The organism is Variovorax sp. PAMC26660, from assembly GCF_014302995.1.
Taxonomy (GTDB): domain Bacteria; phylum Pseudomonadota; class Gammaproteobacteria; order Burkholderiales; family Burkholderiaceae_C; genus Variovorax.
On the sequence record NZ_CP060295.1, the window covers coordinates 3,897,036 to 3,921,101 of the forward strand.

At 63.8% G+C, this 24,066-nt stretch carries 25 protein-coding genes and 1 tRNA gene; 20 read left to right on the top strand and 6 right to left on the bottom strand.

Annotated features, from left to right (window positions below; genetic code table 11):
* Positions 1–5 precede the first annotated feature (5 nt).
* Complete coding sequence (locus H7F35_RS18415; protein ID WP_187114328.1) at positions 6–1,175, top strand: AAA family ATPase; 1,170 nt, start codon at positions 6–8, stop codon at positions 1,173–1,175.
* A gap of 16 nt (positions 1,176–1,191) precedes the next feature.
* Here H7F35_RS18415 and H7F35_RS18420 read toward each other — a convergent pair whose 3' ends face one another.
* A complete protein-coding gene (locus tag H7F35_RS18420) occupies positions 1,192–2,112 on the bottom strand; it encodes an amino acid ABC transporter substrate-binding protein (protein ID WP_187108052.1) in 921 nt (306 codons plus the stop codon).
* A gap of 8 nt (positions 2,113–2,120) precedes the next feature.
* On the bottom strand, positions 2,121–3,428 hold the full coding sequence (locus tag H7F35_RS18425) for a dicarboxylate/amino acid:cation symporter (RefSeq protein ID WP_187108053.1): 1,308 nt from the start codon (positions 3,426–3,428) through the stop codon (positions 2,121–2,123).
* Between the two features lie 165 nt (positions 3,429–3,593).
* Between H7F35_RS18425 and H7F35_RS18430 the strand changes: the two genes are divergently transcribed.
* From H7F35_RS18430 to tatC, 9 genes are all read left to right on the top strand, one after another.
* Positions 3,594–4,427 carry a D-hexose-6-phosphate mutarotase gene (locus tag H7F35_RS18430; protein ID WP_187108054.1) on the top strand — a complete coding sequence of 278 codons (834 nt, stop codon included), beginning with the start codon at positions 3,594–3,596 and terminating at the stop codon, positions 4,425–4,427.
* Between the two features lie 20 nt (positions 4,428–4,447).
* Positions 4,448–5,227 carry an imidazole glycerol phosphate synthase subunit HisF gene (gene hisF / locus H7F35_RS18435; RefSeq protein ID WP_187108055.1) on the top strand — a complete coding sequence of 260 codons (780 nt, stop codon included), beginning with the start codon at positions 4,448–4,450 and terminating at the stop codon, positions 5,225–5,227.
* Between the two features lie 37 nt (positions 5,228–5,264).
* On the top strand, positions 5,265–5,654 hold the full coding sequence (gene hisI, locus H7F35_RS18440; protein ID WP_013539725.1) for a phosphoribosyl-AMP cyclohydrolase: 390 nt from the start codon (positions 5,265–5,267) through the stop codon (positions 5,652–5,654).
* On the top strand, positions 5,651–6,031 hold the full coding sequence (locus tag H7F35_RS18445) for a phosphoribosyl-ATP diphosphatase (protein ID WP_187108056.1): 381 nt from the start codon (positions 5,651–5,653) through the stop codon (positions 6,029–6,031). The genes hisI and H7F35_RS18445 overlap by 4 nt, the downstream gene beginning before the upstream one ends.
* A 10-nt stretch (positions 6,032–6,041) precedes the next feature.
* The gene (locus H7F35_RS18450; protein WP_187108057.1) at positions 6,042–6,431 is read left to right on the top strand and encodes a DUF4870 family protein; all 390 of its coding nucleotides are present in this window, start codon (positions 6,042–6,044) and stop codon (positions 6,429–6,431) included.
* Positions 6,421–6,780, top strand: a complete 360-nt coding sequence (locus H7F35_RS18455; RefSeq protein WP_187108058.1) for a histidine triad nucleotide-binding protein — start codon at positions 6,421–6,423, stop codon at positions 6,778–6,780. The genes H7F35_RS18450 and H7F35_RS18455 overlap by 11 nt, the downstream gene beginning before the upstream one ends.
* Positions 6,781–6,845: 65 nt before the next feature.
* Positions 6,846–7,097 (top strand): Sec-independent protein translocase subunit TatA, encoded by a 252-nt coding sequence (gene tatA, locus H7F35_RS18460; RefSeq protein WP_187108059.1) that lies wholly within the window; start codon positions 6,846–6,848, stop codon positions 7,095–7,097.
* A gap of 16 nt (positions 7,098–7,113) precedes the next feature.
* Complete coding sequence (gene tatB / locus H7F35_RS18465; RefSeq protein ID WP_187108060.1) at positions 7,114–7,581, top strand: Sec-independent protein translocase protein TatB; 468 nt, start codon at positions 7,114–7,116, stop codon at positions 7,579–7,581.
* Positions 7,582–7,647: 66 nt separating this feature from the next.
* Positions 7,648–8,466, top strand: coding sequence for a twin-arginine translocase subunit TatC (tatC, locus tag H7F35_RS18470; RefSeq protein WP_187108061.1), 819 nt, complete (start codon positions 7,648–7,650; stop codon positions 8,464–8,466).
* A gap of 19 nt (positions 8,467–8,485) precedes the next feature.
* Here tatC and H7F35_RS18475 read toward each other — a convergent pair whose 3' ends face one another.
* Positions 8,486–9,646 carry a trypsin-like peptidase domain-containing protein gene (locus H7F35_RS18475; protein WP_187108062.1) on the bottom strand — a complete coding sequence of 387 codons (1,161 nt, stop codon included), beginning with the start codon at positions 9,644–9,646 and terminating at the stop codon, positions 8,486–8,488.
* 126 nt (positions 9,647–9,772) lie between these two features.
* Between H7F35_RS18475 and H7F35_RS18480 the strand changes: the two genes are divergently transcribed.
* On the top strand, positions 9,773–10,546 hold the full coding sequence (locus tag H7F35_RS18480) for a Nif3-like dinuclear metal center hexameric protein (RefSeq protein ID WP_187108063.1): 774 nt from the start codon (positions 9,773–9,775) through the stop codon (positions 10,544–10,546).
* Positions 10,543–11,583 (top strand): 4-hydroxythreonine-4-phosphate dehydrogenase PdxA, encoded by a 1,041-nt coding sequence (pdxA, locus tag H7F35_RS18485; RefSeq protein WP_187108064.1) that lies wholly within the window; start codon positions 10,543–10,545, stop codon positions 11,581–11,583. Before H7F35_RS18480 ends, pdxA begins: the two co-directional genes overlap by 4 nt.
* A gap of 6 nt (positions 11,584–11,589) precedes the next feature.
* Here the strand turns inward: pdxA and mscL are convergent, their stop codons facing one another.
* From mscL to H7F35_RS18500, 3 genes are all read right to left on the bottom strand, one after another.
* Positions 11,590–12,021: a large conductance mechanosensitive channel protein MscL gene (gene mscL / locus H7F35_RS18490; RefSeq protein ID WP_187108065.1), complete on the bottom strand. Its 432-nt coding sequence runs from the start codon at positions 12,019–12,021 to the stop codon at positions 11,590–11,592.
* Between the two features lie 59 nt (positions 12,022–12,080).
* Positions 12,081–14,576 carry a tetratricopeptide repeat protein gene (locus H7F35_RS18495; protein ID WP_187108066.1) on the bottom strand — a complete coding sequence of 832 codons (2,496 nt, stop codon included), beginning with the start codon at positions 14,574–14,576 and terminating at the stop codon, positions 12,081–12,083.
* A 156-nt stretch (positions 14,577–14,732) separates the two neighbouring features.
* Entirely contained in the window at positions 14,733–16,952 is a 2,220-nt protein-coding gene (locus tag H7F35_RS18500; RefSeq protein ID WP_261803269.1) for a beta strand repeat-containing protein, read from the bottom strand.
* 616 nt (positions 16,953–17,568) lie between these two features.
* Between H7F35_RS18500 and H7F35_RS18505 the strand changes: the two genes are divergently transcribed.
* The 8 genes from H7F35_RS18505 (at position 17,569) to H7F35_RS18540 (ending at position 24,065) form a co-directional block, all read left to right on the top strand.
* Entirely contained in the window at positions 17,569–18,330 is a 762-nt protein-coding gene (locus H7F35_RS18505) for a response regulator transcription factor (RefSeq protein ID WP_187108067.1), read from the top strand.
* A 190-nt stretch (positions 18,331–18,520) separates the two neighbouring features.
* Positions 18,521–19,138: a ubiquinol-cytochrome c reductase iron-sulfur subunit gene (gene petA / locus H7F35_RS18510; RefSeq protein ID WP_187108068.1), complete on the top strand. Its 618-nt coding sequence runs from the start codon at positions 18,521–18,523 to the stop codon at positions 19,136–19,138.
* Between the two features lie 14 nt (positions 19,139–19,152).
* Entirely contained in the window at positions 19,153–20,589 is a 1,437-nt protein-coding gene (locus H7F35_RS18515; protein ID WP_187108069.1) for a cytochrome b, read from the top strand.
* Positions 20,590–20,623: 34 nt separating this feature from the next.
* On the top strand, positions 20,624–21,397 hold the full coding sequence (locus tag H7F35_RS18520; protein ID WP_187108070.1) for a cytochrome c1: 774 nt from the start codon (positions 20,624–20,626) through the stop codon (positions 21,395–21,397).
* 95 nt (positions 21,398–21,492) lie between these two features.
* The gene (locus tag H7F35_RS18525; protein WP_187108071.1) at positions 21,493–22,104 is read left to right on the top strand and encodes a glutathione S-transferase N-terminal domain-containing protein; all 612 of its coding nucleotides are present in this window, start codon (positions 21,493–21,495) and stop codon (positions 22,102–22,104) included.
* Positions 22,105–22,145: 41 nt separating this feature from the next.
* Positions 22,146–22,715, top strand: a complete 570-nt coding sequence (locus H7F35_RS18530; protein WP_187108072.1) for a ClpXP protease specificity-enhancing factor — start codon at positions 22,146–22,148, stop codon at positions 22,713–22,715.
* Positions 22,716–22,786: 71 nt separating this feature from the next.
* Positions 22,787–22,862 (top strand) — tRNA-Thr (locus H7F35_RS18535).
* 99 nt (positions 22,863–22,961) lie between these two features.
* Positions 22,962–24,065 carry an acyltransferase family protein gene (locus H7F35_RS18540; protein ID WP_187108073.1) on the top strand — a complete coding sequence of 368 codons (1,104 nt, stop codon included), beginning with the start codon at positions 22,962–22,964 and terminating at the stop codon, positions 24,063–24,065.
* The last annotated feature ends 1 nt before the right edge of the window (position 24,066 follow it).

Consider the following 24,066-nt stretch of genomic DNA (forward strand, 5'->3'; position numbering starts at 1 on the left):
AGCGCGTGCTCTCCGCGCTCGCCATCGCCAACTACCGTTCGCTGCGACAGCTGACGGTGCCGCTCGGCCGGCTCACGGTCGTGACCGGCGCCAACGGCAGTGGCAAGTCGAGCGTGTACCGCGCAATGCGGCTGCTGGCCGACATTGCCAACGGCGGTGTGATCCGTTCGCTGGTGCGCGAGGGCGGGCTCTCTTCCACACTCTGGGCCGGGCCCGAGCGTTTCTCGGCCGCGATGCTGCGCGGTGAGGCGCCGGTGCAAGGCTCGACTCGCAGCGAACCCGTCAATCTGCGCCTGGGTTTTGCGGGCAGCAGCGCTGAAGACTTCGGCTACGCCATCGACATCGGCCTGCCGGTTCCGCGCGACACCGTGTTCGGGCGCGACCCCGAGATCAAGCGCGAAGCCATCTGGAGCGGCCCGTTTCTGCGGCCCGCGACGCAACTGGTCGATCGCAAGGGCGCAGCGCTGCGCCTGCGAGAAGACAAGAGCTGGCAGGCCGTCGGCCGCCCGATTCCCGCCTTCGCCAGCATGATGACCGAGTACGCCGATCCGCGTGCCGCACCCGAGATGCTCACGCTGCGCGAGCAGATGCGCTCCTGGCGCTTCTACGATCACTTCCGTTCCGACGCCGACGCGCCCGCGCGCCAGCCGCAGCTCGGCACCTACACGCCGGTGCTCGCCAACGACGGCGCCGATCTGGCCGCGGCGCTGCAGACCATCCGCGAGATCGGTGACGACGAAGCGCTCGACCGCGCCGTCGACGACGCCTTCCCGGGCGCCCGCATCGAGATCCGCGTGGTCGAGGACCGCTTCGAGACCCTGATGCACCAGCACGGTCTGCTGCGTCCGCTGACCGCCGCAGAGCTTTCGGACGGCACGCTGCGCTACCTTCTCTGGATCGCCGCGCTGCTCACGCCCCGGTCGCCGTCGCTGCTGGTGCTCAACGAGCCCGAAACCAGCCTGCACCCAGACCTGCTGCCCGCACTTGGGCGCCTCATTGCGCAGGCGGCGCGTGGGTCGCAGGTGATCGTGGTGTCGCACGCGGCGCGCCTGATCGCTGCGCTCGAAGACGGCGAAGACCTGCAATCGGTGGTGCTCGAAAAGCAGTTCGGCGAAACCCGCATCGCGAACCTCGACATGAGCGAGATTCCGCGCTGGGAGTGGCCCGCGCGGTAGCCGGGACGGCGCTGGCCTACTCGGCCTTCACCTTCATCGTCTGGATGATCGTTTCGAGTTGCGCGCTCATCGGCAGGTCGATGCTTGCGCCCGAGGGCAGCTTGCGCAGGAACCAGCGCTTGTATTGCCGGTCGATTTCGCCGTCTTCCGCCAGCACCTGGAAGGTATCGATGACGAGCTTGTTCAGTTGCGCGTCGCCCTTGCGGTACATGATCCCGTAGGGGTCGTAGGAGAGGAAGTCGCCGACCACCTCGTAGTCGGCCTTGGCGGCGTCCTGTGCGATCAGGCCGTAGAGCAGCACATCGTCGGTGGCGAAGGCGTCGGCCTGGCCGCTCTTCACGAGCCCGAAGGATTCGGCGTGGTCGCGCGCCACCTGCAACTGGATGCCGAGCTTGAACTTCTCCGAAAGGTCGCGCAGCGTCTTCTCGTTGGTGGTGCCGGCCGTCACCGCCACCTTCTTGCCGGCCAGGTCGCGGAAGGACTTGATCGGCGATCCCTTCTTCACCAGCACCTTGGTGCCCGAGACGAACATCGTCGGCGAGAAGCTCACGCGCTTCTGGCGTTCGAGATTGTTGGTGGTCGAGCCGCATTCCAGGTCGACCTTGCCGCTGGCGACCGCGTCGATGCGCGAATCGGAAGTCACGGGCACCCACTTGATCGCGAGGCTCTTGTTCACCGCGTCCTCGACGGCCGTCACCAGTGCGCGGCAGAGTTCGATCGAATAGCCGATGGGCTCCTTGCGCGCATTGAGGTACGAGAAGGGCACCGACGACTCGCGGTAGCCGATGGTGATGGCGCCGGTCTCGCGCGCCTTGGCCAGGGTGCCGGTCAGTGTTGTCAGGCCCTGGTCTTGCGCTTGCGCCGGCCCGGCAGCGAGGGCTGCGGCCGCCAGCAGCAAGGCGACCAGGAAACGCGGCAGCGGGCCTGTGCGCTTCATGGCGTGGCTCATGCGTGGGCCGGGTGGGCGAGGGTGGCGTCGCCTTCCGCGTCCAGCGCCCGCGCATTGACCTCGGCGTCGCTCTCGGAGAGCAGTTCGCCTTCCCATTTGGCGACCACCGCGGTGGCGATGGAGTTGCCCACCGCGTTGGTGGCCGAGCGGCCCATGTCCAGGAAGGTGTCCACGCCCAGGATCAGCAGCAGGCCGGCCTCGGGAATGTCGAAGTGGTTCAGCGTGGCGGCAATCACCACCAGCGAGGCGCGCGGTACGCCGGCCATGCCCTTGGAGGTGAGCATCAGGATCAGCAGCATCGTGATCTGGGTGCTGATCGGCATGTGGATGTCGTAGGCCTGTGCGATGAACAGCACGGCGAAGGTGCAATACATCATCGAGCCGTCGAGGTTGAACGAGTAGCCCATCGGCATCACGAAGCTGGAGATCTTGCGCTTGACGCCGAAACGGTCGAGCGCCTGCAGGATCTTGGGGTACGCCGCTTCGGAGCTTGCCGTGGCGAAGGACAGCAGGAAGGCTTCCTTGATGAGCACCAGCAGCTTGAACACGCGCGGCCCGAGGAACACGAAACCCGCCAGCACCAGAACGCCCCAAAGCACGAACAGGCCCAGGTAGAAGTCGCCCATGAACACCGCGAACTTGAGCAGGATGCCCAGGCCGTTCACTGCCACCGTGGCGGCCATGGCGGCCATCACGGCCAGCGGCGCGAGCTTCATCACGTAGCCCGTGATCTTCAGCATGGCGTGCGAGAGCTCTTCGATGGCCGACACCAGCGTCTTGGCCTTGTCGCCGAGCGAGGCGAGGGCCACGCCGAAGAACATCGAGAACACCACGATCTGCAAAATCTCGTTGTTGGCCAGCGCCTCGATGAAGGACTTGGGCACCGCGTGATAGACGAAATCCCTGAAGGTGAACTTCGAGGTGGCGAGGTTGGTCGAGGCCCCGATGTCCGGCAGCGGCAGCCCGAGGTTTTCGCCGGGCTTGAGCAGGTTGGCCATGATCAGGCCGATGATCAGCGAGATCAGCGATGCGGTGACGAACCAGCCCAGCGACTTGCCGAACACGCGGCCCACCGACTTGGCGTCGCCCATGTGCGCGATGCCCACCACCAGCGTGGAAAACACCAGCGGCCCGATCAGCATCTTGATGAGGCGCAGGAACACATCCGAGACGATGGAGACGTAATCTGCGATCTCTTTCGCCGAGCTTTTGTTCGGAAAGCTCGTGAAGATCATGTAGCCGATGAAGATGCCAAGCACCATGGCGATCAGGATCCAGGCGGCCATCGGCAGCTTTTTCTTCATGCGTATCCCCTTTGTCGTGTAAGAGTGGTTTTCTCGAATGCACGGGACCGACCTGCACGTTGTCCCCCATGCAAGCAGCCACAGGGTATCCAAGAAGGCCCCGGGCACGCAATGGCTCGATGCCAAATCCGTGCCATGAAGCGCCCGCTGCCTACAATTCCTCACATGGAAATCAGCTCGATCGAGTTTCGCGGCCAGCCCGCCTTGCGTGCCGTGGGCGCCGATGGAAGCCACCTCACGGTGGCTTTGCATGGCGCGCAGGTGCTCTCATGGGCCACGGCCGACGCAGTGGAAAGGCTCTATCTGAGCCCGCGCGCCGTGTTCGACGGGCAGGCGGCCATTCGCGGCGGCGTGCCCATTTGCTGCCCCCAGTTCAACCAGCGCGGCATGTTGCCCAAGCATGGATTCATGCGTAATTTGCCTTGGGCACAGGAGCCTGCGGGCACGCCCGACACCTTGCGGCTGACGCTGCGCGACAGCGAAGCCACCCGCCAGATCTGGCCGCACGCTTTTGAGGCGCGGCTCGACGTCACGCTGTCCGCAGGCCAACTGCGCACGGCACTCAGCCTGACCAACATCGACCATGCGCCCTGGACCTTCGCCGCCGCGCTGCATACGTACCTGCGGGTCGACGACATCGCCGAGGTCCGCCTCGAAGGCCTGCAGGGCGCCAACCGCTGGGATTCGCTGCGCGATGACCGCCATGTGGAAACCGCGGCGGCCCTGCATTTCGATGCCGAGTTCGACAGCGTCTACGCCGCGCCCACCAAGCCGCTGCGGCTGGTGCAGCCCGGCGGCACGCTCGAAATTTCGCAAAGCGCGAGCTGCAGCGAAACCGTGGTCTGGAACCCCGGCGCTGTGCTCGGTGCGAAACTCGCCGACATGCCCGAAGACGGCTATCGCCACATGCTGTGCGTCGAAGCGGCGCGCATCGACGAGCCGGTGCTGCTGGCCCCCGGCGCCCAATGGCAGGGCTGGCAACAGCTTCGCGTTCTCTGATTTCTTACCGGTTCATTCCCATGCTTGCCAAACGCATCATTCCCTGCCTCGACGTCACCGGCGGTCGTGTCGTCAAGGGCGTCAATTTCCTCGAACTGCGCGACGCCGGTGATCCGGTGGAGATTGCCGCGCGCTACAACGCGCAGGGCGCAGATGAACTCACCTTCCTCGACATCACCGCCACCAGCGACGGCCGCGACCTGATCCTGCCGATCATCGAGGCGGTGGCTTCGCAGGTCTTCATTCCGCTGACCGTGGGTGGTGGCGTGCGTACCGTGGCGGACGTTCGGCGGCTGCTCAACGCGGGCGCCGACAAGACCAGTTTCAATTCGGCCGCCATCGCCGATCCGCGGGTGATCAACGACGCTTCGCAGAAGTACGGCGCGCAGTGCATCGTGGTGGCCATCGATGCCAAGCGCCGCAGCCCCGAAGATGCGGCCACGCGCGGCGCGGGCTGGGACGTCTACAGCCACGGCGGGCGCAAGAACACCGGCCTCGATGCCGTCGAGTGGGCGACCGAGATGGTTCGCCGGGGCGCGGGCGAGATCCTGCTGACCAGCATGGACCGCGACGGCACCAAGAGCGGCTTCGACCTGGCGCTGACCCGCGCGGTGAGCGATGCGGTCAACGTGCCGGTGATCGCCTCGGGCGGCGTCGGCAACCTCGACGACCTGGCCGATGGCATCCAGACCGGCGGCGCCGATGCGGTGCTGGCGGCCAGCATCTTTCACTACGGCGAATACACGGTCGGGCAGGCCAAGGCCCGCATGGCCGAGCGCGGTATCCCTGTGCGCAGCTGAGCTTCAAGGGTCTTTTTCTATCCCTGACAATATGCCGATGAATTGGCTCGATGAAGTGAAATGGGACGCGAACGGCCTGGTGCCGGTCATCGCGCAGGAACAAGGCAGCAACGACGTGCTGATGTTCGCCTGGATGAACCGCGAGGCGCTCGAAAAGACCGCCGAGCTGGGCCGCGCGGTGTATTTCAGCCGCTCGCGCAACAAGCTGTGGTTCAAGGGCGAGGAATCGGGTCACGTGCAGACCGTGCACGAGATCCGGCTCGATTGCGACAACGACGTGGTGCTGCTCAAGGTCACCCAGCTCGGGCACGAGCCCGGGATCGCCTGCCACACCGGCCGCCACAGTTGCTTTTTCAGCAAGTACGAGAAGGGCCAGTGGACCGTGGTCGAACCGGTCTTGAAAGACCCGGAGTCGATCTACAAATGACGGCCACCGTGAACACCTCCGACGCCCTTGCACGCCTGGCTGAGGTCATAGAGACCCGCCTGCCCGCGCGCGGCGGCGACCCCGAAAAGAGCTATGTGGCGCGCCTGCTGCACAAGGGCCCCGATGCCTTCCTCAAGAAGATCGGCGAGGAAGCCACCGAAGTCGTGATGGCCGCGAAAGACGCCGACCACGGCGGCGACCGCTCGAAAATAGTGAACGAAGTGGCCGACCTGTGGTTCCACACCATGGTGGCGCTCGCGCACTACGGTTTCTCGCCGGCCGACGTGGTCGCGGAGCTGGAGCGCCGCGAAGGCACCAGCGGCATCGAGGAAAAAGCCTTGCGCAAGGTGCACGCCCGCGAGGCTGGCAACGACTGAAAGGACCCTTATGGCCAACGACATCGTGAACGTGGAACCCGACGACTCCCTCAAGACCTGGGGCTGGGTCAGCTATATCCTGCACCTGATCGTGGCCATCGGCGCCGTGCTGCCGGGCGCGCAGGCCTCGGTGCTGCTGCTGTTGGTGGCGCTGGTGATCGACTTCGTGAAGCGCGACGACGCAGCCGGCACTTGGCAGGCGTCGCACTTCAGCTGGCGCATCCGCTCGGTGCTCTGGGCCGGCCTGGCCTACATCCTCACGGCCTGGCTCTGGCTGCTGTTTCTGGTGCCTGGCTGGATCGCCTGGAGCCTGATTTCGCTGTGGTTTCTCTACCGGATCGTGAAAGGCATGATCCGCATGAACGACAGCCGCCCCATGGAACCCAAAGATGTCATCTGACCCGAACTGCGTCTTCTGCAAAATCATCGAAGGCAAGATCCCCTCGCGCAAGGTCTACGAAGACGACGATCTGTTCGGCTTTCACGACATCTCGCCCTGGGCGCCGGTGCATTTCATGCTGGTGCCCAAGAAGCACATCGCTTCGATGGCGCAGCTGACACCTGACGACGCGGCGCTGATGGGCAAGATCATGACCCTGGCGCCCAAACTGGCTTTGGAGCAGGGCTGCCGGCCCTATCCGGACGGCGGATACCGGGTCGTCGTCAATACCGGCACCGAGGGCGGGCAGGAGGTTCACCATCTCCATGTCCATGTCATGGGCGGTCCCCGGCCATGGCTTCGCGGCTGAGCCGCATTAAGCCAAACTGTCACATTCCGCCCGACTAAAATCGGACACATTCTTAGGAGTCTTCCATGGGTTCTTTCTCTATCTGGCACTGGCTGATCGTGCTGCTCGTCGTGGTCATGATCTTCGGCACCAAGAAGTTGCGGAACATGGGTTCGGACCTCGGTGGCGCCGTCAAGGGCTTCAAGGACGGCATGAAAGAAGGCGGTTCTTCTGCCGACGCTTCCGCCGCCTCGTCGGCCCCGGCCCAGCAAGTGACCGGCCAGCCGGCCAACAGCGACAAGCCGACCATCGACGTCGAAGCGCGTCAGAAGTCCTGAGCACGGGCACCGCAACGTGTTCGACCTGGGCATTGAGAAGCTGGCGCTGATCGGCGTCGTGGCGCTGATCGTCATCGGGCCGGAAAAGCTGCCGCGCGTGGCCCGCACCGTCGGCACCTTGCTCGGCAAGGCACAGCGCTATGTGAGCGACGTCAAGGCCGAGGTCAATCGCTCGATGGAGCTCGACGAGCTTCGCAAGATGAAGACCACCGTCGAGGATGCGGCGCGCGACGTCGAGCACACCATCCACACCGGCGCGAGCGACTTCGAGAAGCAATTCTCCGGGTCGGGCGAAACGCTTTCGGCGCTGGCCGAGCCCGAGGCTTCGGTGCCCGAATACAGGCACCCTCGCAAGAACTGGCGCCTGAAGCAGGGCGCCACGCCGCAGTGGTACAAGGCGCGCAACGGCGTGCGCACCAAGGCGCTGTCGGGTGCGGCGCGGGTTGCGCGCTTCCGCCCGCACACGATCAACAAGATCAACTAGCGCATCCACAACACCGCGTTCTGCACGCGCCGCACGCCGGCCGACGTCACGCTATCTTCTTTTCCAATGGCCGATTCCGACAACAAGAACAAAGACAAAGAAGACGAGCTGGCGGGCACCGAACAGCCGTTCGTGGCGCACCTGGTCGAGCTTCGCGACCGCCTGCTTTATTGCGTCTATGGCCTCGTGATCGCGGGCATCCTGCTGTCCATCTGGCCGGGGCCGGGCGGGCTGATCGACATCATCGCGATGCCGATCAAGGCCCACATGCCGCACGACGCGAAGCTGATCGCGATCGGCGTGTTCTCGCCGTTCTTCGTGCCGCTCAAGGTGCTGATGATGGCGGCCGTGCTGCTGGCTTTGCCCTGGCTCATGTACCAGGCATGGATGTTCGTGGCGCCGGGGCTCTACAGCCACGAAAAGAAGTTCGCGTTGCCGCTGATCTTCTTCGGCAGCCTGCTGGCCTACGGGGGCATCGCCTTCGTGCAGCTCTTCGTGCTGGACAAGATGTTCAGCTTCATCCAGCGCTTTGCGCCTGCCGCGGTGCAGGCGACGCCGGACATTTCCTCGTACGTCGAGGCGATCCTGTCGCTCTACATCGCGTTCGGCGTTGCCTTCCAGGTGCCTATCGTGGTGATGCTGCTGGTGCGCTTCGAGCTGGTGACCATCGACAAGCTGAAGTCCTTCCGCGGCTACTTCATCGTGGTGGCCTTCGTGGTGGCAGCCGTGCTCACGCCGCCCGACGTGGTGTCGCAACTTGCGCTGGCTGTGCCGATGTGCCTGCTGTATGAAGTGGGCATCATCGGTGCCCGCTACTTCGCGAGCTCGGGCAAGAAGTCCGAAGAGGAAGAAAAAGAAAACGCCGATTCCTCGGCGTCTTCCTGATCCGGACTATTCCGCAGGCCTACTCCGGCTGGTTGGGCACCTGACGCACCGGACTCTTGGGCCGCAGGCCCGGCGTCACATCCAGTTCCATCTTGTCGCTGCCGCGTTGCAGTGCGAACCGCGAGGTGCTGCCGGGCTTCAAGCTGGCCACCGCGGTCAGCAGTGCCTGCACGTTGTCGGTCTTCTTCTCGCCCACCGAGGTGATCACGTCGCCCGGCCGGATGCCGGCCTTGGCAGCAGGGCCGTTCTGCAGCACGCCCGTGATGATGACGCCCGCATCCGCCTTCACGCCGAAGGTCTCGGCCAGTTCGGGCGACAGGTCGCTCGGCTCGACGCCGATCCAACCGCGGCGCACCTGGCCTTCTTTCACGATGCCTTCGAGCACGATCTTGGCCATCGACACCGGAATGGCAAAGCCGATGCCCATGCTGCCGCCCGAGCGGGAGTAGATCGCGGTGTTGATGCCCTGCAGGTTGCCGTTGACGTCGATCAGCGCACCGCCCGAGTTGCCGGGGTTGATGGCCGCATCGGTCTGGATGAAGTTCTCGAAGTTGTTGATGCCCAGCTGGTTGCGGCCCAACGCCGAGACGATGCCGCTGGTCACGGTCTGGCCCACGCCGAAGGGGTTGCCGATGGCCAGCACCTGGTCGCCCACCTGCAGTTCGTCGGAGTTGCCCAGAACGATCACCGGCAGCTTGTCGAGCTCGATCTTGAGCACGGCCAGGTCGGTGTCGGGGTCGGTGCCGATCACCTTGCCGCGCGCGTGGCGGCTGTCGTTCAGCGTGACCTCGATTTCGTCGGCGCCCTCGACCACGTGGTTGTTGGTGAGGATGTAGCCGTCGGGGCTCACGATCACGCCGCTGCCCAGGCCGACCTGGGGCTGGTCGTCCTGGTCGCCGAAGAAGAAGCGGAACCACGGGTCGTTGCTGCGCGGATGGCGTTGCGCGGCCTTGCTGGTGTTGATGCTCACGACCGCCGGCGAGGCCTTCTTTGCCGGCACGCTCAGGCTGCCGGGCGTCGGAATGGCGGGGCTGCCGGCCGGCGCCTCGACGATCGACACCACGCCGCCCAACGAGGTCGCGCGCTTGTTGAGCCATTCGGGCTTGAGCGTCGCAACGACAAAGTAGGCCGCCAGCAGGACGGTCACGGCTTGGGCAAAGAGCAGCCAGGTGCGTTTCATGAAAATTGAATGAAAAAGGCGGTGGAGAGCGCCATCTGGCGCGGTACTGGCTGTGATTGTCCCTCAATGATGCGAGTTGGAAACCACGCCGCGTGGCCGTGATCGGGGTGGCGCGACAATGTCGCGATGAGCACCACCCGTCACGAACTGCTTCATGCATTCGACCTGCTGCTGGCCCCCGGGCGCTTCAAGGACTATGGACCCAACGGCCTGCAGGTCGAAGGGCGCACTGTGGTGCGCAAGATCGTCTCGGGCGTGACCGCCAGCCGCGCACTGATCGAGGCCGCGATCCACGCCGAGGCCGATGCCATCTTCGTCCACCACGGCCTGTTCTGGCGCGGGCAGGACGGCTGCGTCACCGGCTGGATGAAGCAGCGCTTGGGTCTGCTGCTCGGCCACGACATCAACCTGTTCGCCTACCACCTGCCGCTCGACGCGCATCCCGAACTGGGCAACAACGCTCAGCTTGGGCTGCAACTGGGGCTTGTGGCCCACGCGGGTTCGACGGGGAGGTTCGGCGAGCAGGAGCTGGGCTTTCTCGGCACGCGCGAGAACGGCGAGAACTTCGCCAACGCGAAGGCGCTTGCCACGCATGTCGAGAAGGTACTGAATCGGCCGGTAACGCTCGTCGACACTGCACATCGCGCTATTAAAAATATAGCGTGGTGCACGGGCGGCGCCCAAGGCTACTTCGAAGCGGCCATCGCGGCCGGTGCCGATGCCTTCATCACCGGCGAGATTTCGGAGCCCCAGGCCCACTATGCGCGCGAGATGGGCGTGGCCTTTCTCGCCTGCGGCCACCATGCGACCGAGCGCTACGGCGCGCCGGCGGTGGCAGGGCATGTGGCGGCGCAACTCGGCCTGACGCACGAATTCATCGACATCGACAACCCCGCATGAACGACGCCATTGCCATCACGCTGGGCGATCCCGCGGGCATCGGCCCGGAGATCATCGCCAAGGCCTTTCGCGACGCACCCGATGCGACGCGTGGCACTTTCGTCGCCGGCGACGTGGCCACCGTGCGCCGGGCATCGCAGGCGCTGGCCTCGCCGGGGCAACTGGCGTGGCCCGTGCTGGAAATCGAATCCGTGGCCGAGGTGGCGACGGTGCCGCCCGGCTGCATCCCTGTGCTGCAGGTGATCGCTGCGCCGACTCACATCGAGCTTGGCCGCGTCAGCGCCGAGGCTGGTCGTGTGGCGGGCGAATGCGTGGTCTGGGCCGCGCGGGCCGCGTTGCGCGGCGAAATCGCCGCCATCGTGACCGCGCCTTTGCACAAGGAGGCGCTGTCGGCCGCCGGCTTCCCGTACCCCGGCCACACCGAGCTGCTGCAGGCCGAAGCGGCGGCGCACCTGGGCCGCAGCGTGGCCGACGTGCCGGTGCGCATGATGCTGGCCAACGACGAACTGCGCACCGTGCTCGTCAGCATCCACATGTCACTGCGCCATGCCATCGAGGCCGTGCGCTTCGAGGGTGTGCTCGAGACGCTGCGCATCACGCACCGGGCGTTGACCCAAGCATTGGGCCGCATGCCGCGCATCGGCGTCGCGGGCCTCAATCCGCATGCGGGCGAGGGTGGCCTGTTCGGTTCGGAAGAGCGAGAGATCATCTTGCCGGCCATCGAGGCCGCGCGTGCCGAGGGCATCGACGCCAGCGGGCCCTTTGCGCCCGACACGGTGTTCATGCGCGCGCGCGCCAAGGCCGGCGTGCCGTCCAGCGGTGAGTTCGACGTGGTGATTGCGATGTACCACGACCAAGGCCTGATCCCGGTCAAGTACCTTGGTGTGGAGAAGGGCGTGAACGTGACGCTGGGGCTGCCGCTGGTGCGTACCAGCCCCGATCACGGCACCGCGTTCGACATCGCGGGCAGGGGCCTTGCCGATGCGTCGAGCCTCATCGAGGCGCTGCGCATGGCCCGGACCCTGTCCGGCGCCTGAGGTCGCTCAGGGGCGCTTCAGGCTGTCGCGAATTTCACGCAGCAGCGTGATGTCTTCCGGCGTGGCGGCCGGAGCCGCAGGCGCTGCGGCTTCCGTTTTCCGCAGCTTGTTGATCTGCTTGACCATCATGAAGATGATGAAGGCGAGGATCACGAAGTTGACCGCGATGGTGATGAAGTTGCCATAGGCCAGCACCGGAACGCCAGCCTTCTTGAGGTCGGCCAGCGTGTTGGCCACGCCGGCTGGTGCAGTGCCAAGCACCACATAGAGGTTCGAGAAGTCGAGCCTGCCGAACACCACACCGACCAGCGGCATGATGATGTCGGCCACGAGCGAGTCGACGATCTTGCCGAACGCTGCACCGATGATCACACCGACCGCAAGGTCGACCACATTGCCCTTGACGGCAAATTCCTTGAATTCACTGAGGATGCTCATGATTCAAAAGGCTGCTGGAGCTCTGCTGTTGAAGGAGTGCCGAGTATGCCCGCGATTGCTCACTTCTCCAGTGGGCGCAGCGCAACGCTGACGTGCTCCGCCGGCATCCCTTCACGGCTGCGGGCCGCGATTTGCCTGAACCCGTCTTCCAGGTGCCGCACGAAGCGCGGTGTGTCGAAGTAGCCCAGGCGCGCTTCCTTGGCTGCAATGAGCCGTGCACGCAGCGCGGCCAGTTCGTCCGGATGCGTGGCGTAGTGGATGGCCTTCTGCACGTATTCCGCGTGGTTCGTGGCCACCAGTTCCGGCAGGCCGATGGCGCCCAGCAGGCTGCCCGCCATGCGCGAGACCATCGTCGAGCCTGCGAGCGCGAGCAGCGGCACGCCCGACCACAGCACGTCGTTCGCAGTGGCGCCGCTGCTGTAGGGGAAGGTGTCGATGAACAGGTCGGCTAGGCCGATGCGCGCCAGATGCTGGTCGACCGGCATGCGCGGCGACACGATCAGGCGCTCGGCCGCCAAGCCGGCCTTTTCCCAGTGCGCACGCAGGTTCTGCTCGAAGCCGTTCGGTCCTTGCGCCAGCCACAGCACGGAATTGGGAATGCCCTGCACGATGCGCACCCACGCATCGAAGGTCTCGGGCTGGATCTTGAAGGACTGCGAGAAGTTGCACAGCACGAATGCGTCTTCCGGCAGACCGTGCCCGGCGCGTGTGGCCTTGTGCGGATTGACGGGCCGCTTCGTGTCGATCACCTGGAAGGTCTCGGGCAGGCGCAGCAGTTTCTCGGTGTAGCAGTCTTCCGTGCCCGGCGGCGAGAGGAAGTTGTCCGACACCAGGTAGTCGTAGTTGGGTGTGCCGCTGGTGCCCATGTAGCCCAGCCACATGAGCTGCGCGGGCGCCGCGTGGTAGGCCATGACCTGCGGCTTGGCGCCGCGCGTGTCACCGGAGAGGTCGATCAGGATGTCGACTTCGTCCTCGCGGATGCGCTCGGCCATCTGCTGGATCGACTGGCCGTGCATGTCGACGAAATGCTCGACAGAACCCGCGATGCGCGCGCGCGCCGGATGGCCGTCGTCGGAGCCGTAGGAGTACACGAAGACCTCGAAATCCTTGCGGTCGTGCAGGGCGAACAGCTCGGCGGTCAGGTGGGCGACCGGGTGGTTGCGGAAGTCGAAGGAGTAGTAGCCGACGCGGATGCGGGGCGAGGTGCGGCGTGCGCCGGCATCGGGGAAGGGCTTGATGTTCACCGCCTTGTCGGTCAGCGCGGCCGAGTGCTCTGTCCAGGCCCTCAGTCGCCGTGGATCGTCGTAGTTCGACATCAGGATGAACGATGACACCGCCTGGGCTTTGTGCGGGTTGTCGAGGTTCGCGGCGATTCTCGCGCGCAATTCGGGCACGCCGTCCCAATTGGCGATGTGCGCCTTTTCACCCAGCAGCCACACCATGGCCGACATGAAATCCGGGTCGTCGCGCAGGCATTGCTCGAACTCTGCTATGGCCGCTTCCGATTGGCTGGCCATGATGTAGGTCACGCCAAGGTTGCAGCGCGCGAGCACCTGGCGCGGATGCAGCGCCAAGGTCTTCTTGAGGATTTCGATGGCCGAGTCGTACTGTCCCAGCCGGAAATTCGTCGTGCCGAGATTGTTCAGCAGCGCCTCGTGTTCCGGCAGGGATTCCAGGGCCAGCTTGTACAACTCGCCGGCCTCGGCGAAGCGCATCAAGACACCTTCGAGGGCGCCGCAAACGCCGTACAGCGCCGCCATGCCGTCGAATTCGGACAGCGCCCTGCCGCGTACTTCCGCGGAAGAATTGCGCATGGCCCGCTGCATCGGTGCAATGGCCTCCTCGTTGCGGCCGCAGCCGAGCAGCGCGCGGGCAAGCAGATAGGACGCCTCGAAGTCGGGTGGCTCGGTCTGGGCCTGTTCGAGCGAAGGCAGTGCTTCGGCCCAGTTTTTCTGGTGCGCGTGGATCTTGCCGATGTTCTTGTGTGCGACGACGTAGGTCGGGTCGAGCTTCAGCGCTTGCCGGAATTGGGCAATGGCTTCATCGAAACGATCCTGTTCCATGTCGATCGCGCCTGCGTTGTTCCATGCTGCGGGCGCTTGCGGTGCGAGCCGCGTGGCCTCGCCGGCGGCCTCGCGCGCCAGCCGGTATTTCTTTTGTTGCCGGTAGACCGCCGACAGGTTGACGTAGGCCGCTGGGTAATTCGGCAACGCCTTGATCGCGCGCCGAAGGTCTTGTTGTGCTTCGGCCAGCAAGCCCATGTGCATGAATATCGTCGCGCGGGTATTGAAATAGAAGTGATGCGGAGATTGCGCAATGGCCCGGTTCACGTAGTTCAACCCCAGCTTCGGCCTGCCTTGCCGATAGAGGGCTTCGCCGGCCAGGTGCAGCGCGTCGGCATGCTCGGGGAAACTGGAGAGCAGGTCTTCGTAAATCTGCAATGCCTCTGCGAACCGACCAACCTGGTGCAACGACAGCCCCTGTTCCAGAAGGCGGGCGGCATCGCTGACGGTGGCGACGGGGGCGGGGGCGGGGGCGAGTGAAGGTGAGTTCATGAATCCGTGTGAGGAACGGGTCAGAAGGTCAGTCGCAGGAGTGCCGACCTTGACACAGGTGAAAAAGGCCGGTCACCCAGTATAGGGGCCGGCCTTCCGCTTCATCTGCTGGCCTGCTCGCGGCGCATCGCAGGCGCCGCGGCCAGGCCGGCTGGATTACCAGGACCAGGATGCGCCCACACCGCCGCCGACCTTGCCGCTCTGGCCGGTGCCGACATTCACCTTGATCTGCGCCGACTCACTCAGACGGAAGCTGATGGCGGCGGCGATTGCCGAGCGACCGTCATAGGAGCCCACACCCACACCCACGCCGAACTGCTTGCCGGCTTCGAGTGCCGGCACGGAGGCGGCCGCCAAGGCGATGGATGCACCGGTGCTGCCTGTCTTGCGCGCGTCCTGTGCTTCGGCACGAACCTGGTTCAACTGCTGCATGTTCGCCGCGTCCGTCGGCAGGATGCCTGCCGACACGTTCTGCACGCGTCCATTCGCGATCATGCCGTTGCCCGCTGCAATCGTTCCGCCGGCCGACACATTGCCGGTGACGTTGACCGTGCCCGCGTTCAGCGTCGTGACATTGCCGGTCACCGCGTTGATCGTCGTGATGTTGCCGGTCTGCGTGTTGAGCACAGTGATGTTGCCGTTCGCGGCCGTGATCGTCTGGAAGTTGCCGGTGGTGGCGTTGACCGTGCTTGCGTTCACCGTCGTGGCGCTCACTGTGTTGGCAGTCAGCGCATTGATCGTGGCACTGGCGGCCGTGAGGTTGGTCGTGCTGATGTTGGTCGAGCTGAGGTTGTTGATGGTGCCGTTGGCGGCCGTCAATCTGTTGGTGCTGACGTTCGTCGCGTTGACGGTACCGATATTGCCGGTGGACGCATTGACCGTGGTGGAGTTCAACGTCTGGATCGTGCCATTGGCAGCGGTCAAGCTGGTGGTTGCGAGATCGGTGATCGTGCCGTTGGCCGCGGTGATGGTGTTGGCGTTGACGGTACCGATGTTGCCGATGGACGCATTGACCGTGGTCGAGCTCAGTGTCTGGATCGTGCCATTGGCAGCGGTCAGGCTGGTGGTTGCGAGATCGGTGATCGTGCCGTTGGCCGCGGTGATGGTGTTGGCGTTGACGGTGCCGATGTTGCCGGTGGACGCATTGACCGTGGTCGAGCTCAGTGTCTGGATCGTGCCATTGGCAGCGGTCAGGCTGGTGGTTGCGAGATCGGTGATCGTGCCGTTGGCCGCGGTGATGGTGTTGGCGTTGACGGTGCCGATGTTGCCGGTGGACGCATTGACCGTGGTCGAGCTCAGTGTCTGGATCGTGCCATTGGCAGCGGTCAGGCTGGTGGTTGCGAGATCGGTGATCGTGCCGTTGGCCGCGGTGATGGTGTTGGCGTTGACGGTGCCGATGTTGCCGGTGGACGCATTGACCGTGGTCGAGCTCAGTGTCTGGATCGTGCCATTGGCAGCGGTCAGGCTGGTGGTTGCGAGATCGGTGATCGTGCCGTTGGCCGCAGTGATGGTGTTGGCGTTGACGGTACCGATATTGCCGGTGGACGCGTTGACCGTGGTCGAGCTCAGCGTCTGGATCGTGCCATTGGCAGCAGTCAGGCTGGTGGTTGCGAGATCGGTGATCGTGCCGTTGGCCGCGGTGATGGTGTTGGCGTTGACGGTGCCGATGTTGCCGGTGGATGCGTTGACCGTGGTGGAACTCAGCGTCTGGATGGTGCCGTTGGCAGCGGTCAGGCTGGTGGTCGCAAGGTTGGTGACCGTGCCGGCGGCTGCAGTGATGGTGTTGGCGTTGACGGTGCCGATGTTGCCGGTGGATGCGTTGACCGTGGTGGAACTCAGCGTCTGGATGGTGCCGTTGGCAGCGGTCAGGCTGGTGGTCGCAAGATTGGTGATCGTGCCGTTGGCCGCAGTGATGGTGTTGGCGTTGACGGTGCCGATGTTGCCGGTGGATGCGTTGACAGTGGTGGAGCTCAGCGTCCGGATCGTGCCATTGGCAGCAGTCAGGCTGGTGGTCGCAAGATTGGTGACCGTGCCGGCGGCTGCGGTGATGGTGTTGGCGTTGACGGTGCCGATGTTGCCGGTGGACGCGTTGACCGTGGTGGAACTCAGCGTCTGGATCGTGCCGCCGGCTGCTGTCAGTGTGGTCGTGGTGAGGCCCCCGTTGGCATTCAGGGCGCCGCCCGTATTGTTGCCAGCAGCGCCAAATACGCCGTTGTTGACTTTGATGATGTCCGTGCCAATGGTCACCTGCGCCTGCGCAACAGGCAGCGTCATCACATACCCAGCCCCCACAAGAACCGAAGCAAGCAGCCGGCTGACGCCCGCGCGACGTGGGTTGAAGGACGAGCGTGTAGAAGCGCGCTTGGTAGTAGTCATTTGGACCTTTTTCCTTGATCAATCAGTGGCAACTTTTCGACTTCCATGCGCCCTCGCGGCGTGAAAGCAGGGTTGGGTTTCATTGCGTTACCCAATGCAACTGATGCTAGGAATGGGGTGTCTTGCTGAACATCACCGGTATCCGTAGTTCTTGATGTGCACGACGCATTCGATGCGCGATCGAAAAATCAAAGCGAGGCTCGCGAAGCCAACGCCCATGCGGCTTCGCGGGCATCGCACAAAACATCGAGCGAGGTCTCGACATGCGATGTCGAGCGTGTTTCGTGTGGCGCAGTGCTACGTAACACGCGCCGTAACTCGCACGTAACAGCGACGCAAAAACGGCCTTCCGAAGGGCCGTTCAGGGCTGTGTGATGCAGCCCGTTTTTGGCAATTTCTTCAACGAAATCAAAGTGCTACATGCAACTGCGTGGCTGTTTGTCCGGCGCGTTCTCGCGCGGGCATCGTTCCTGCGACGTCTGAAACGAAAGTCAACATTTCGAGGCTACCCATGGGTAGCAACAGAGTCAGAGGGACGTCGCATGGTCAATTTGTTTTTGAGCATTGCCAGTGCATCCGCGGACACGTTCCGCTGTGCCACTGGGGGAGCGCGGTCATGGACATGAGCATCCATTGCGCCGTTGCGCAGCCGGCACTGTCGGCATCTCAGATGTATGGCGGTGTCTTCCACGCCGCGCTGATCGTTGCGGACGATCTCGCGGTGGCCGAGCGGATGCGTCGCATCCTTGCCGACCTCGCGCCGCGCCGGCGCATCGTGATTGCGTCCAGCCGCAGCGAAGCCTGCAGCCTGCTGGCTTCGCTGCCTTATGACCTGGTGCTGGTCGACATGCGGTTGCCATGCCGCGACGGCGTCTCGCTGTTGATGCATGTGCGCCAGATCTATCCGCGCATCGAAAGTGTCGGCATGTCGGCAACGGACGATCACGAACTGGTGAGCGCCGCGATTGCCGCCGGTGCCATCGGCTATCTGCTGACCGAAGCGGACGAGATCGAACTCGCCTACCTGCTGCGTTCGATCGAGCGCGGTGGCGCACCGATGGATTCGCGCATCGCGCGGCGCATCCTTTCTTCGATTGCGGCATCGGCGAAGGTGCGGACCATCGTGCCTATCCGCGTTCAGGTGCCGGCCGTGAATGCGGATACGGGTGCAAAAGTTCCGCCGGGCCTGCTGTCGCCGCGCGAACTCAAGGTGCTGCGCCTGATCGCGCAGGGCTGGAGCAACAGGCAGATCGCCGAGGCGGTGTACCTGTCGGTCAACACGATCGAGTTTCACGCCAAGAGCATCTATCGCAAGCTGTCCGTGAAGTCGCGGACGCAGGCGGTTCATGAGGCGACGCAGCACGGTCTTCTGAACTGAAGACCGGACGGCGACGGTCCTCGTCGCCAGTCGATGCGCGGTCCGTGTGCGCGCCTGTCGTCCACCTGGACGCAGGCCGGGCACATTGCGACCGTTGAATTCTCCCCCACCGCCCCGCTACAATCGCGGGTTGACCCTGTTCAAGCCAAGGGTTGACCCTGCTCCAGCGAAGAAGACAAAGAGGATCCCCATGAGTGACATGACCTCCGGCTCGCCCCGGATCGACACAGGCAAACGGACGTGGTTGATCGCATCCAGCTGTGCCGGCGTAGTGGGCGGCGTGGCCACCGCCATCCCTTTCGTGAGCACATTCCAGCCCTCGGAGAAGGCCAAGGCCGCCGGCGCAGCGGTTGAAGTCGATATCTCGGCCCTCAAGGTCGGCGAGAAAATGACCGTCGAATGGCGCGGCAAGCCGGTCTGGATTCTCAAGCGCACCCCCGAGCAGATCGCGGAACTCCCCAAGCTCGACGGGCAACTGGCCGATCCGCTGTCCAAGCGTCACCCCGACGAATTCACGCCCAAGTACGCGCAGAACGAGAACCGCTCGATCAAGCCCGAAGTGCTGGTCGTGGTCGGCATCTGCACCCACCTGGGCTGCTCGCCGAGCGACCGTTTCCAGCCCGGCCCGCAGCCCTCGCTGCCCGCCGACTGGGAAGGTGGCTTTCTCTGCCCCTGCCACGGCTCCACCTTCGACCTGGCCGGCCGTGTCTTCAAGAACAAGCCCGCGCCCGACAACCTCCCGGTGCCTCCTCATATGTACCTGTCTGATACCCGCCTGCTCATCGGCGAAGACAGCAAGAAGGCCTGAGGGAGTCGAAGAACATGGCTGAATTCCACGAAATTTCCCCCAACGCACCCGCCAGCGAAAAGCTGCTCAACTGGGTCGACAACCGCTTCCCGCTGACCAAGCTCTGGAACGACCAGTGGGGCAAGTACTACGCACCGAAGAATTTCAACTTCTGGTACATCTTCGGCTCGCTGGCGATGCTGGTCCTGGTGATCCAGATCGTCACCGGCATCTTCCTGGTGATGCACTACAAGCCCGATGCGGCCCAGGCTTTCGCCTCGGTCGAATACATCATGCGCGACGTGCCCTGGGGCTGGCTGATCCGCTACATCCACTCGACAGGCGCCTCGGCGTTCTTCATCGTGGTGTACCTGCACATGTTCCGCGGCCTCATGTACGGCAGCTATCGCAAGCCGCGCGAGCTGATCTGGGTGTTCGGCTGCGCGATCTTCCTGTGCCTCATGGCCGAAGCCTTCATGGGTTACCTGTTGCCCTGGGGCCAGATGTCCTATTGGGGCGCCCAGGTGATCGTGAACCTGTTCGCCGCCATCCCGTTCATCGGCCCTGACCTGGCCCTGCTGATCCGCGGCGACTACGTGGTGAGCGACGCCACGCTGAACCGCTTCTTCAGCTTCCACGTGATCGCCGTGCCGCTCGTGCTGCTCGGCCTGGTGGTGGCCCACCTGATCGCGCTGCACGAAGTGGGTTCGAACAACCCCGACGGCATCGAGATCAAGGCCAACCGCGGCCCCGACGGCCATCCGCTCGACGGCATTCCGTCGCATCCGTACTACACGGTGCACGACATCTTCGGCGTGGTGGTGTTCCTCACGATCTTCTCGGCAGTGATCTTCTTCGCGCCGGAAGCCGGTGGGTACTTCCTCGAGTACAACAACTTCATCCCGGCCGATTCGCTGAAGACGCCGAACCACATTGCGCCAGTCTGGTACTTCACGCCTTTCTATTCGATGCTGCGTGCAACCACCGACGACATGGTCAACGTGTTCGCGCTGATCATCGGTGCCGCTGCCATCTGGAACTTCATCAAGGGCAAGTCGGGCACGGCGCTCAAGGTCGCTGCCGTGGTCGTGGCCGCTGTGGTGATCTTCCTGCTCAAGTCCTTCGACGCCAAGTTCTGGGGCGTGGTCATCATGGGCGGCTCGGTCATCATCCTGTTCTTCCTGCCGTGGCTCGACCACAGCGAAGTCAAGTCGATCCGCTACCGTCCGAGCTGGCACAAGTATGTCTATGGCGTGTTCGTGTTCTTCTTCCTGATCCTGGGCTACCTGGGCATCCAGCCGCCCGGCGTCTGGGGCAACCTGGTCATCGGCTCCTTCGCCCTCGACATCGCACAGACCATCTCGCAGATCGGCACGCTCTTCTACTTCGGCTTCTTCCTGCTGATGCCATGGTGGAGCCGCAAGGGTGAATTCAAGCCCGTGCCCGAGCGCGTGGTTTTTGCCGCCCATTGAGACAAGCTGCCCAAGAGAGCTGAGAGAACACACGATGAAGAAAAGCATTTCCGGCTGGCTCGCGGTCCTGGGTCTCGCGCTGGGCCTGACCTTCTGTGCAACGGCATCCGCCGAGTCCGAGGGCATTGCCTGGGACAAGGCGAATCCCAAGACCAACGACGTGGTCGCCCTGCAAAACGGCGCCAAGCTGTTCGTCAACTACTGCCTGAACTGCCATTCGGCAGCCTTCATGCGCTACAACCGCCTGCAGGACCTCGGCATCACCGAGCAGCAGATCAAGGACAACCTTCTGTTCACGACCGACAAGGTCGGCGAGACCATGAAGGCGAACATCGACCCGCGCCAGGCCAAGGACTGGTTCGGCACGACGCCACCCGACCTCACGCTGGTTGCGCGTTCGCGCGCCGGCCATGGCGGCACCGGCGCCGACTATCTCTACACGTATCTGCGCACCTATTACCGCGACGACACCAAGGCCACCGGCTGGAACAACCTCGCGTTTCCGAGCGTCGCCATGCCGAACCCCTTGTGGGAACTGCAGGGCGAGCGCCGGCCGGTCTACACCAAAGTCGAACAGCACGGTCACGAAACCGAAGTGTTCAAGGGCTGGGAGCAAGTCACTCCCGGCACCCTGACATCCGTGCAGTACGACAATGCGGTGGGCGACCTGGTGAGCTACCTGCAATGGATGGCCGAGCCCGCACAGAACACCCGTATTCGCATCGGCGTCTGGGTGCTGCTGTTCCTGGTCATGTCCGTGGTTTTTGTGTGGCGACTGAACGCCTCGTACTGGAAAGACGTCAAGTAGTTCCGTCCACGCCGACCGGACGCCTCGTGTATCCGGTCCCACAGAGTGGGTTGCCAACGCGACCCACTCTTTTTGATTTTTAGGAGTCTTTCGCCATGATGGTCTTGTATTCAGGAACGACCTGCCCGTTTTCCCACCGCTGCCGCTTCGTCTTGTTCGAAAAGGGCATGGACTTCGAGATCCGCGACGTCGATCTCTACAACAAGCCCGAAGACATCAGCGTGATGAACCCGTACGGCCAGGTGCCGATTCTGGTCGAGCGCGACCTGATCCTGTACGAGTCGAACATCATCAACGAGTACATCGACGAGCGCTTCCCGCATCCGCAACTGATGCCCGGCGACCCGGTCGACCGCGCCCGCGTGCGCCTGTTCCTGCTCAATTTCGAGAAGGAACTGTTCGTTCACGTGTCGACGCTCGAGAATCGCACCGTCAAGGGCAACGACAAGGCGCTCGAAAAGGCCCGCTCGCACATCCGTGACCGCCTCACGCAACTCGCTCCCGTGTTCCTCAAGAACAAGTACATGCTGGGCGACAACTTCTCGATGCTCGACGTGGCCATTGCACCGCTGCTCTGGCGCCTCGACTACTACGGCATTGACCTCAGCAAGAATGCGGCACCGCTGCTGAAGTACGCCGAGCGCATCTTCTCGCGTCCGGCCTACATCGAAGCACTCACGCCTTCTGAAAAGGTCATGCGAAAGTAAGTAAGCTGCGTGCCTGCTTCCACCGTTTTCCGTCGTTTTTCATGATCAACGCGCTCGAGTCGTCTTCCACCCGCCCGTACCTCATCCGGGCCCTGTACGAATGGTGCACCGACAACGGGTTCACGCCCTATGTCGCGGTGCAGGTCGACGACAGTGTCCAGGTTCCGCGCGAGTACGTGAAAAACGGCGAGATCGTGCTCAACATCAGCTTCGACGCGACCAGCTCGCTCAAGCTCGGCAATGATTTCATCGAGTTCAAGGCCCGTTTTGCGGGCAGTGCGCGTGAAATCAGCGTGCCGGTGGGGCGCGTGATCGCGATCTACGCGCGTGAAAACGGGCAGGGTATGGCCTTTCCGGCACCCGCGCCTGCCGCGGCAGACAACGGCAATGGCGATGCGCCCCCTGTTGTGCCTGCGCACACGGGCCCGGCGCGCATGCCCTTGCGCGACGCTTCGCGTGGCACCGAAGGCGATGCAGGCAAGATCGTCCACCTGGTGACGGGCGAGGACGCCGACGAAGCGGTCGAAGCGAGCCAGACCGATCCGGTCGACGAGCCACCGCGCCCGCCGGCCGGTGGCGGTTCCAGGCCATCGCTCAAGCGCGTCAAGTAGACAGACGGCGGCACCGGCGCCCTGAACTGGGTGCCACGCCGCGCGGCTAGAATCCCGCAGAGAAAAAATACGCCGCTTTAGCTCAATTGGTAGAGCACCCGCCTTGTAAGCGGAAGGTCGTCAGTTCGATTCCGACAAGCGGCACCATCACACTGTCCTCGGCCACCGAGGGCACCCCAATCCCCAGGATTTCCAGAAAATTCGGGGATTTTTTATTGAGCGCCACTTTCTCGTGAAGCCCGCCGAATGCGCGAATCGAAAACAGCCCTCGACCACGATGTCTACCTGAAGACCTCGTATTTCCCCGCCCTGGACGGGCTGCGGGCGATTTCGGTCTTTCTTGTTTTCGCGGTTCATTTCGGCGGAGAGATGTCGGGCACGCGGACCGGCTGGCTCGGTGTCTACGTTTTCTTCGTGCTCTCCGGCTTTCTGATCACGACGCTGTTGCTGCGCGAGTGGGACGCCACCGGTTTCGTATCGCTGAAGGCGTTCTATATCCGGCGCAGCACGCGGCTGATGCCTGTCTACTTTCTCGTGTACCTGCTGGTCATGGTCCTGAGTTACTTCTCGCAGGGCCTGGCCTGGACCGAAATGAAGGCGGCGACGCCTTACATGCTCACTTTCCTGAACGAATTTGCCGGGCCATCGCCCTGGGCCATTACCTGGTCGCTGGGCGTGGAGTGGAAGTACTACCTGGTGTGGCCGTTGCTGTTCGCCCTGTTCGGGCGCACGTCGACCTCCCGCATGGGCCTTGCGCTGCTTTGCCTCGGAGTGACGGGCGTTCTTCTGGTCGGCAGCTTCTATCCCGCCTGGTTCACGCCGTGGTTCTATTTCGGGCTGATCCTGGGTTCGCTCATTGCCGTGGCCATGCATTCGCGGATCGTGTTCGACAGGCTTCGCGGCCTCATGACCAACAAGGCCGCATTCATCATCGCCTTCGTGCTGTTCGTCTGGTACAGGCGAGGCGCTCTTTTCGAGGCGCACCTCGGTCATGCGACGCTGATCGTGGTGTTCAGTTTGCTGATCGGACTGTTGATGCCGTCCCTCATCGTGAACAGCACCTACCTGAGCCGCGCGCTGGCATGGCGGCCGCTGGTGTTCATCGGCCAGCGTTCGTACGCCATGTACCTGATCCAGGTCATGGCAGTGCAGGCTGTGCTCTTCGTGTTCCCCGGCATGCTCTTCGGTCCGTTCCTGTTGTTCAGCGGCTTTGCCGTCGCGCTGCTGGTTGCCGATGTTTTCTATCGGTGGTTCGAGCGCCCGATCGCGCGTTGGGGCCATGGATGGGCCAAGGCAGTGAAGGACAGCGGCGATGGCGCCCAGCGCGCACCGGGCGTGAAACCCAGCTAGT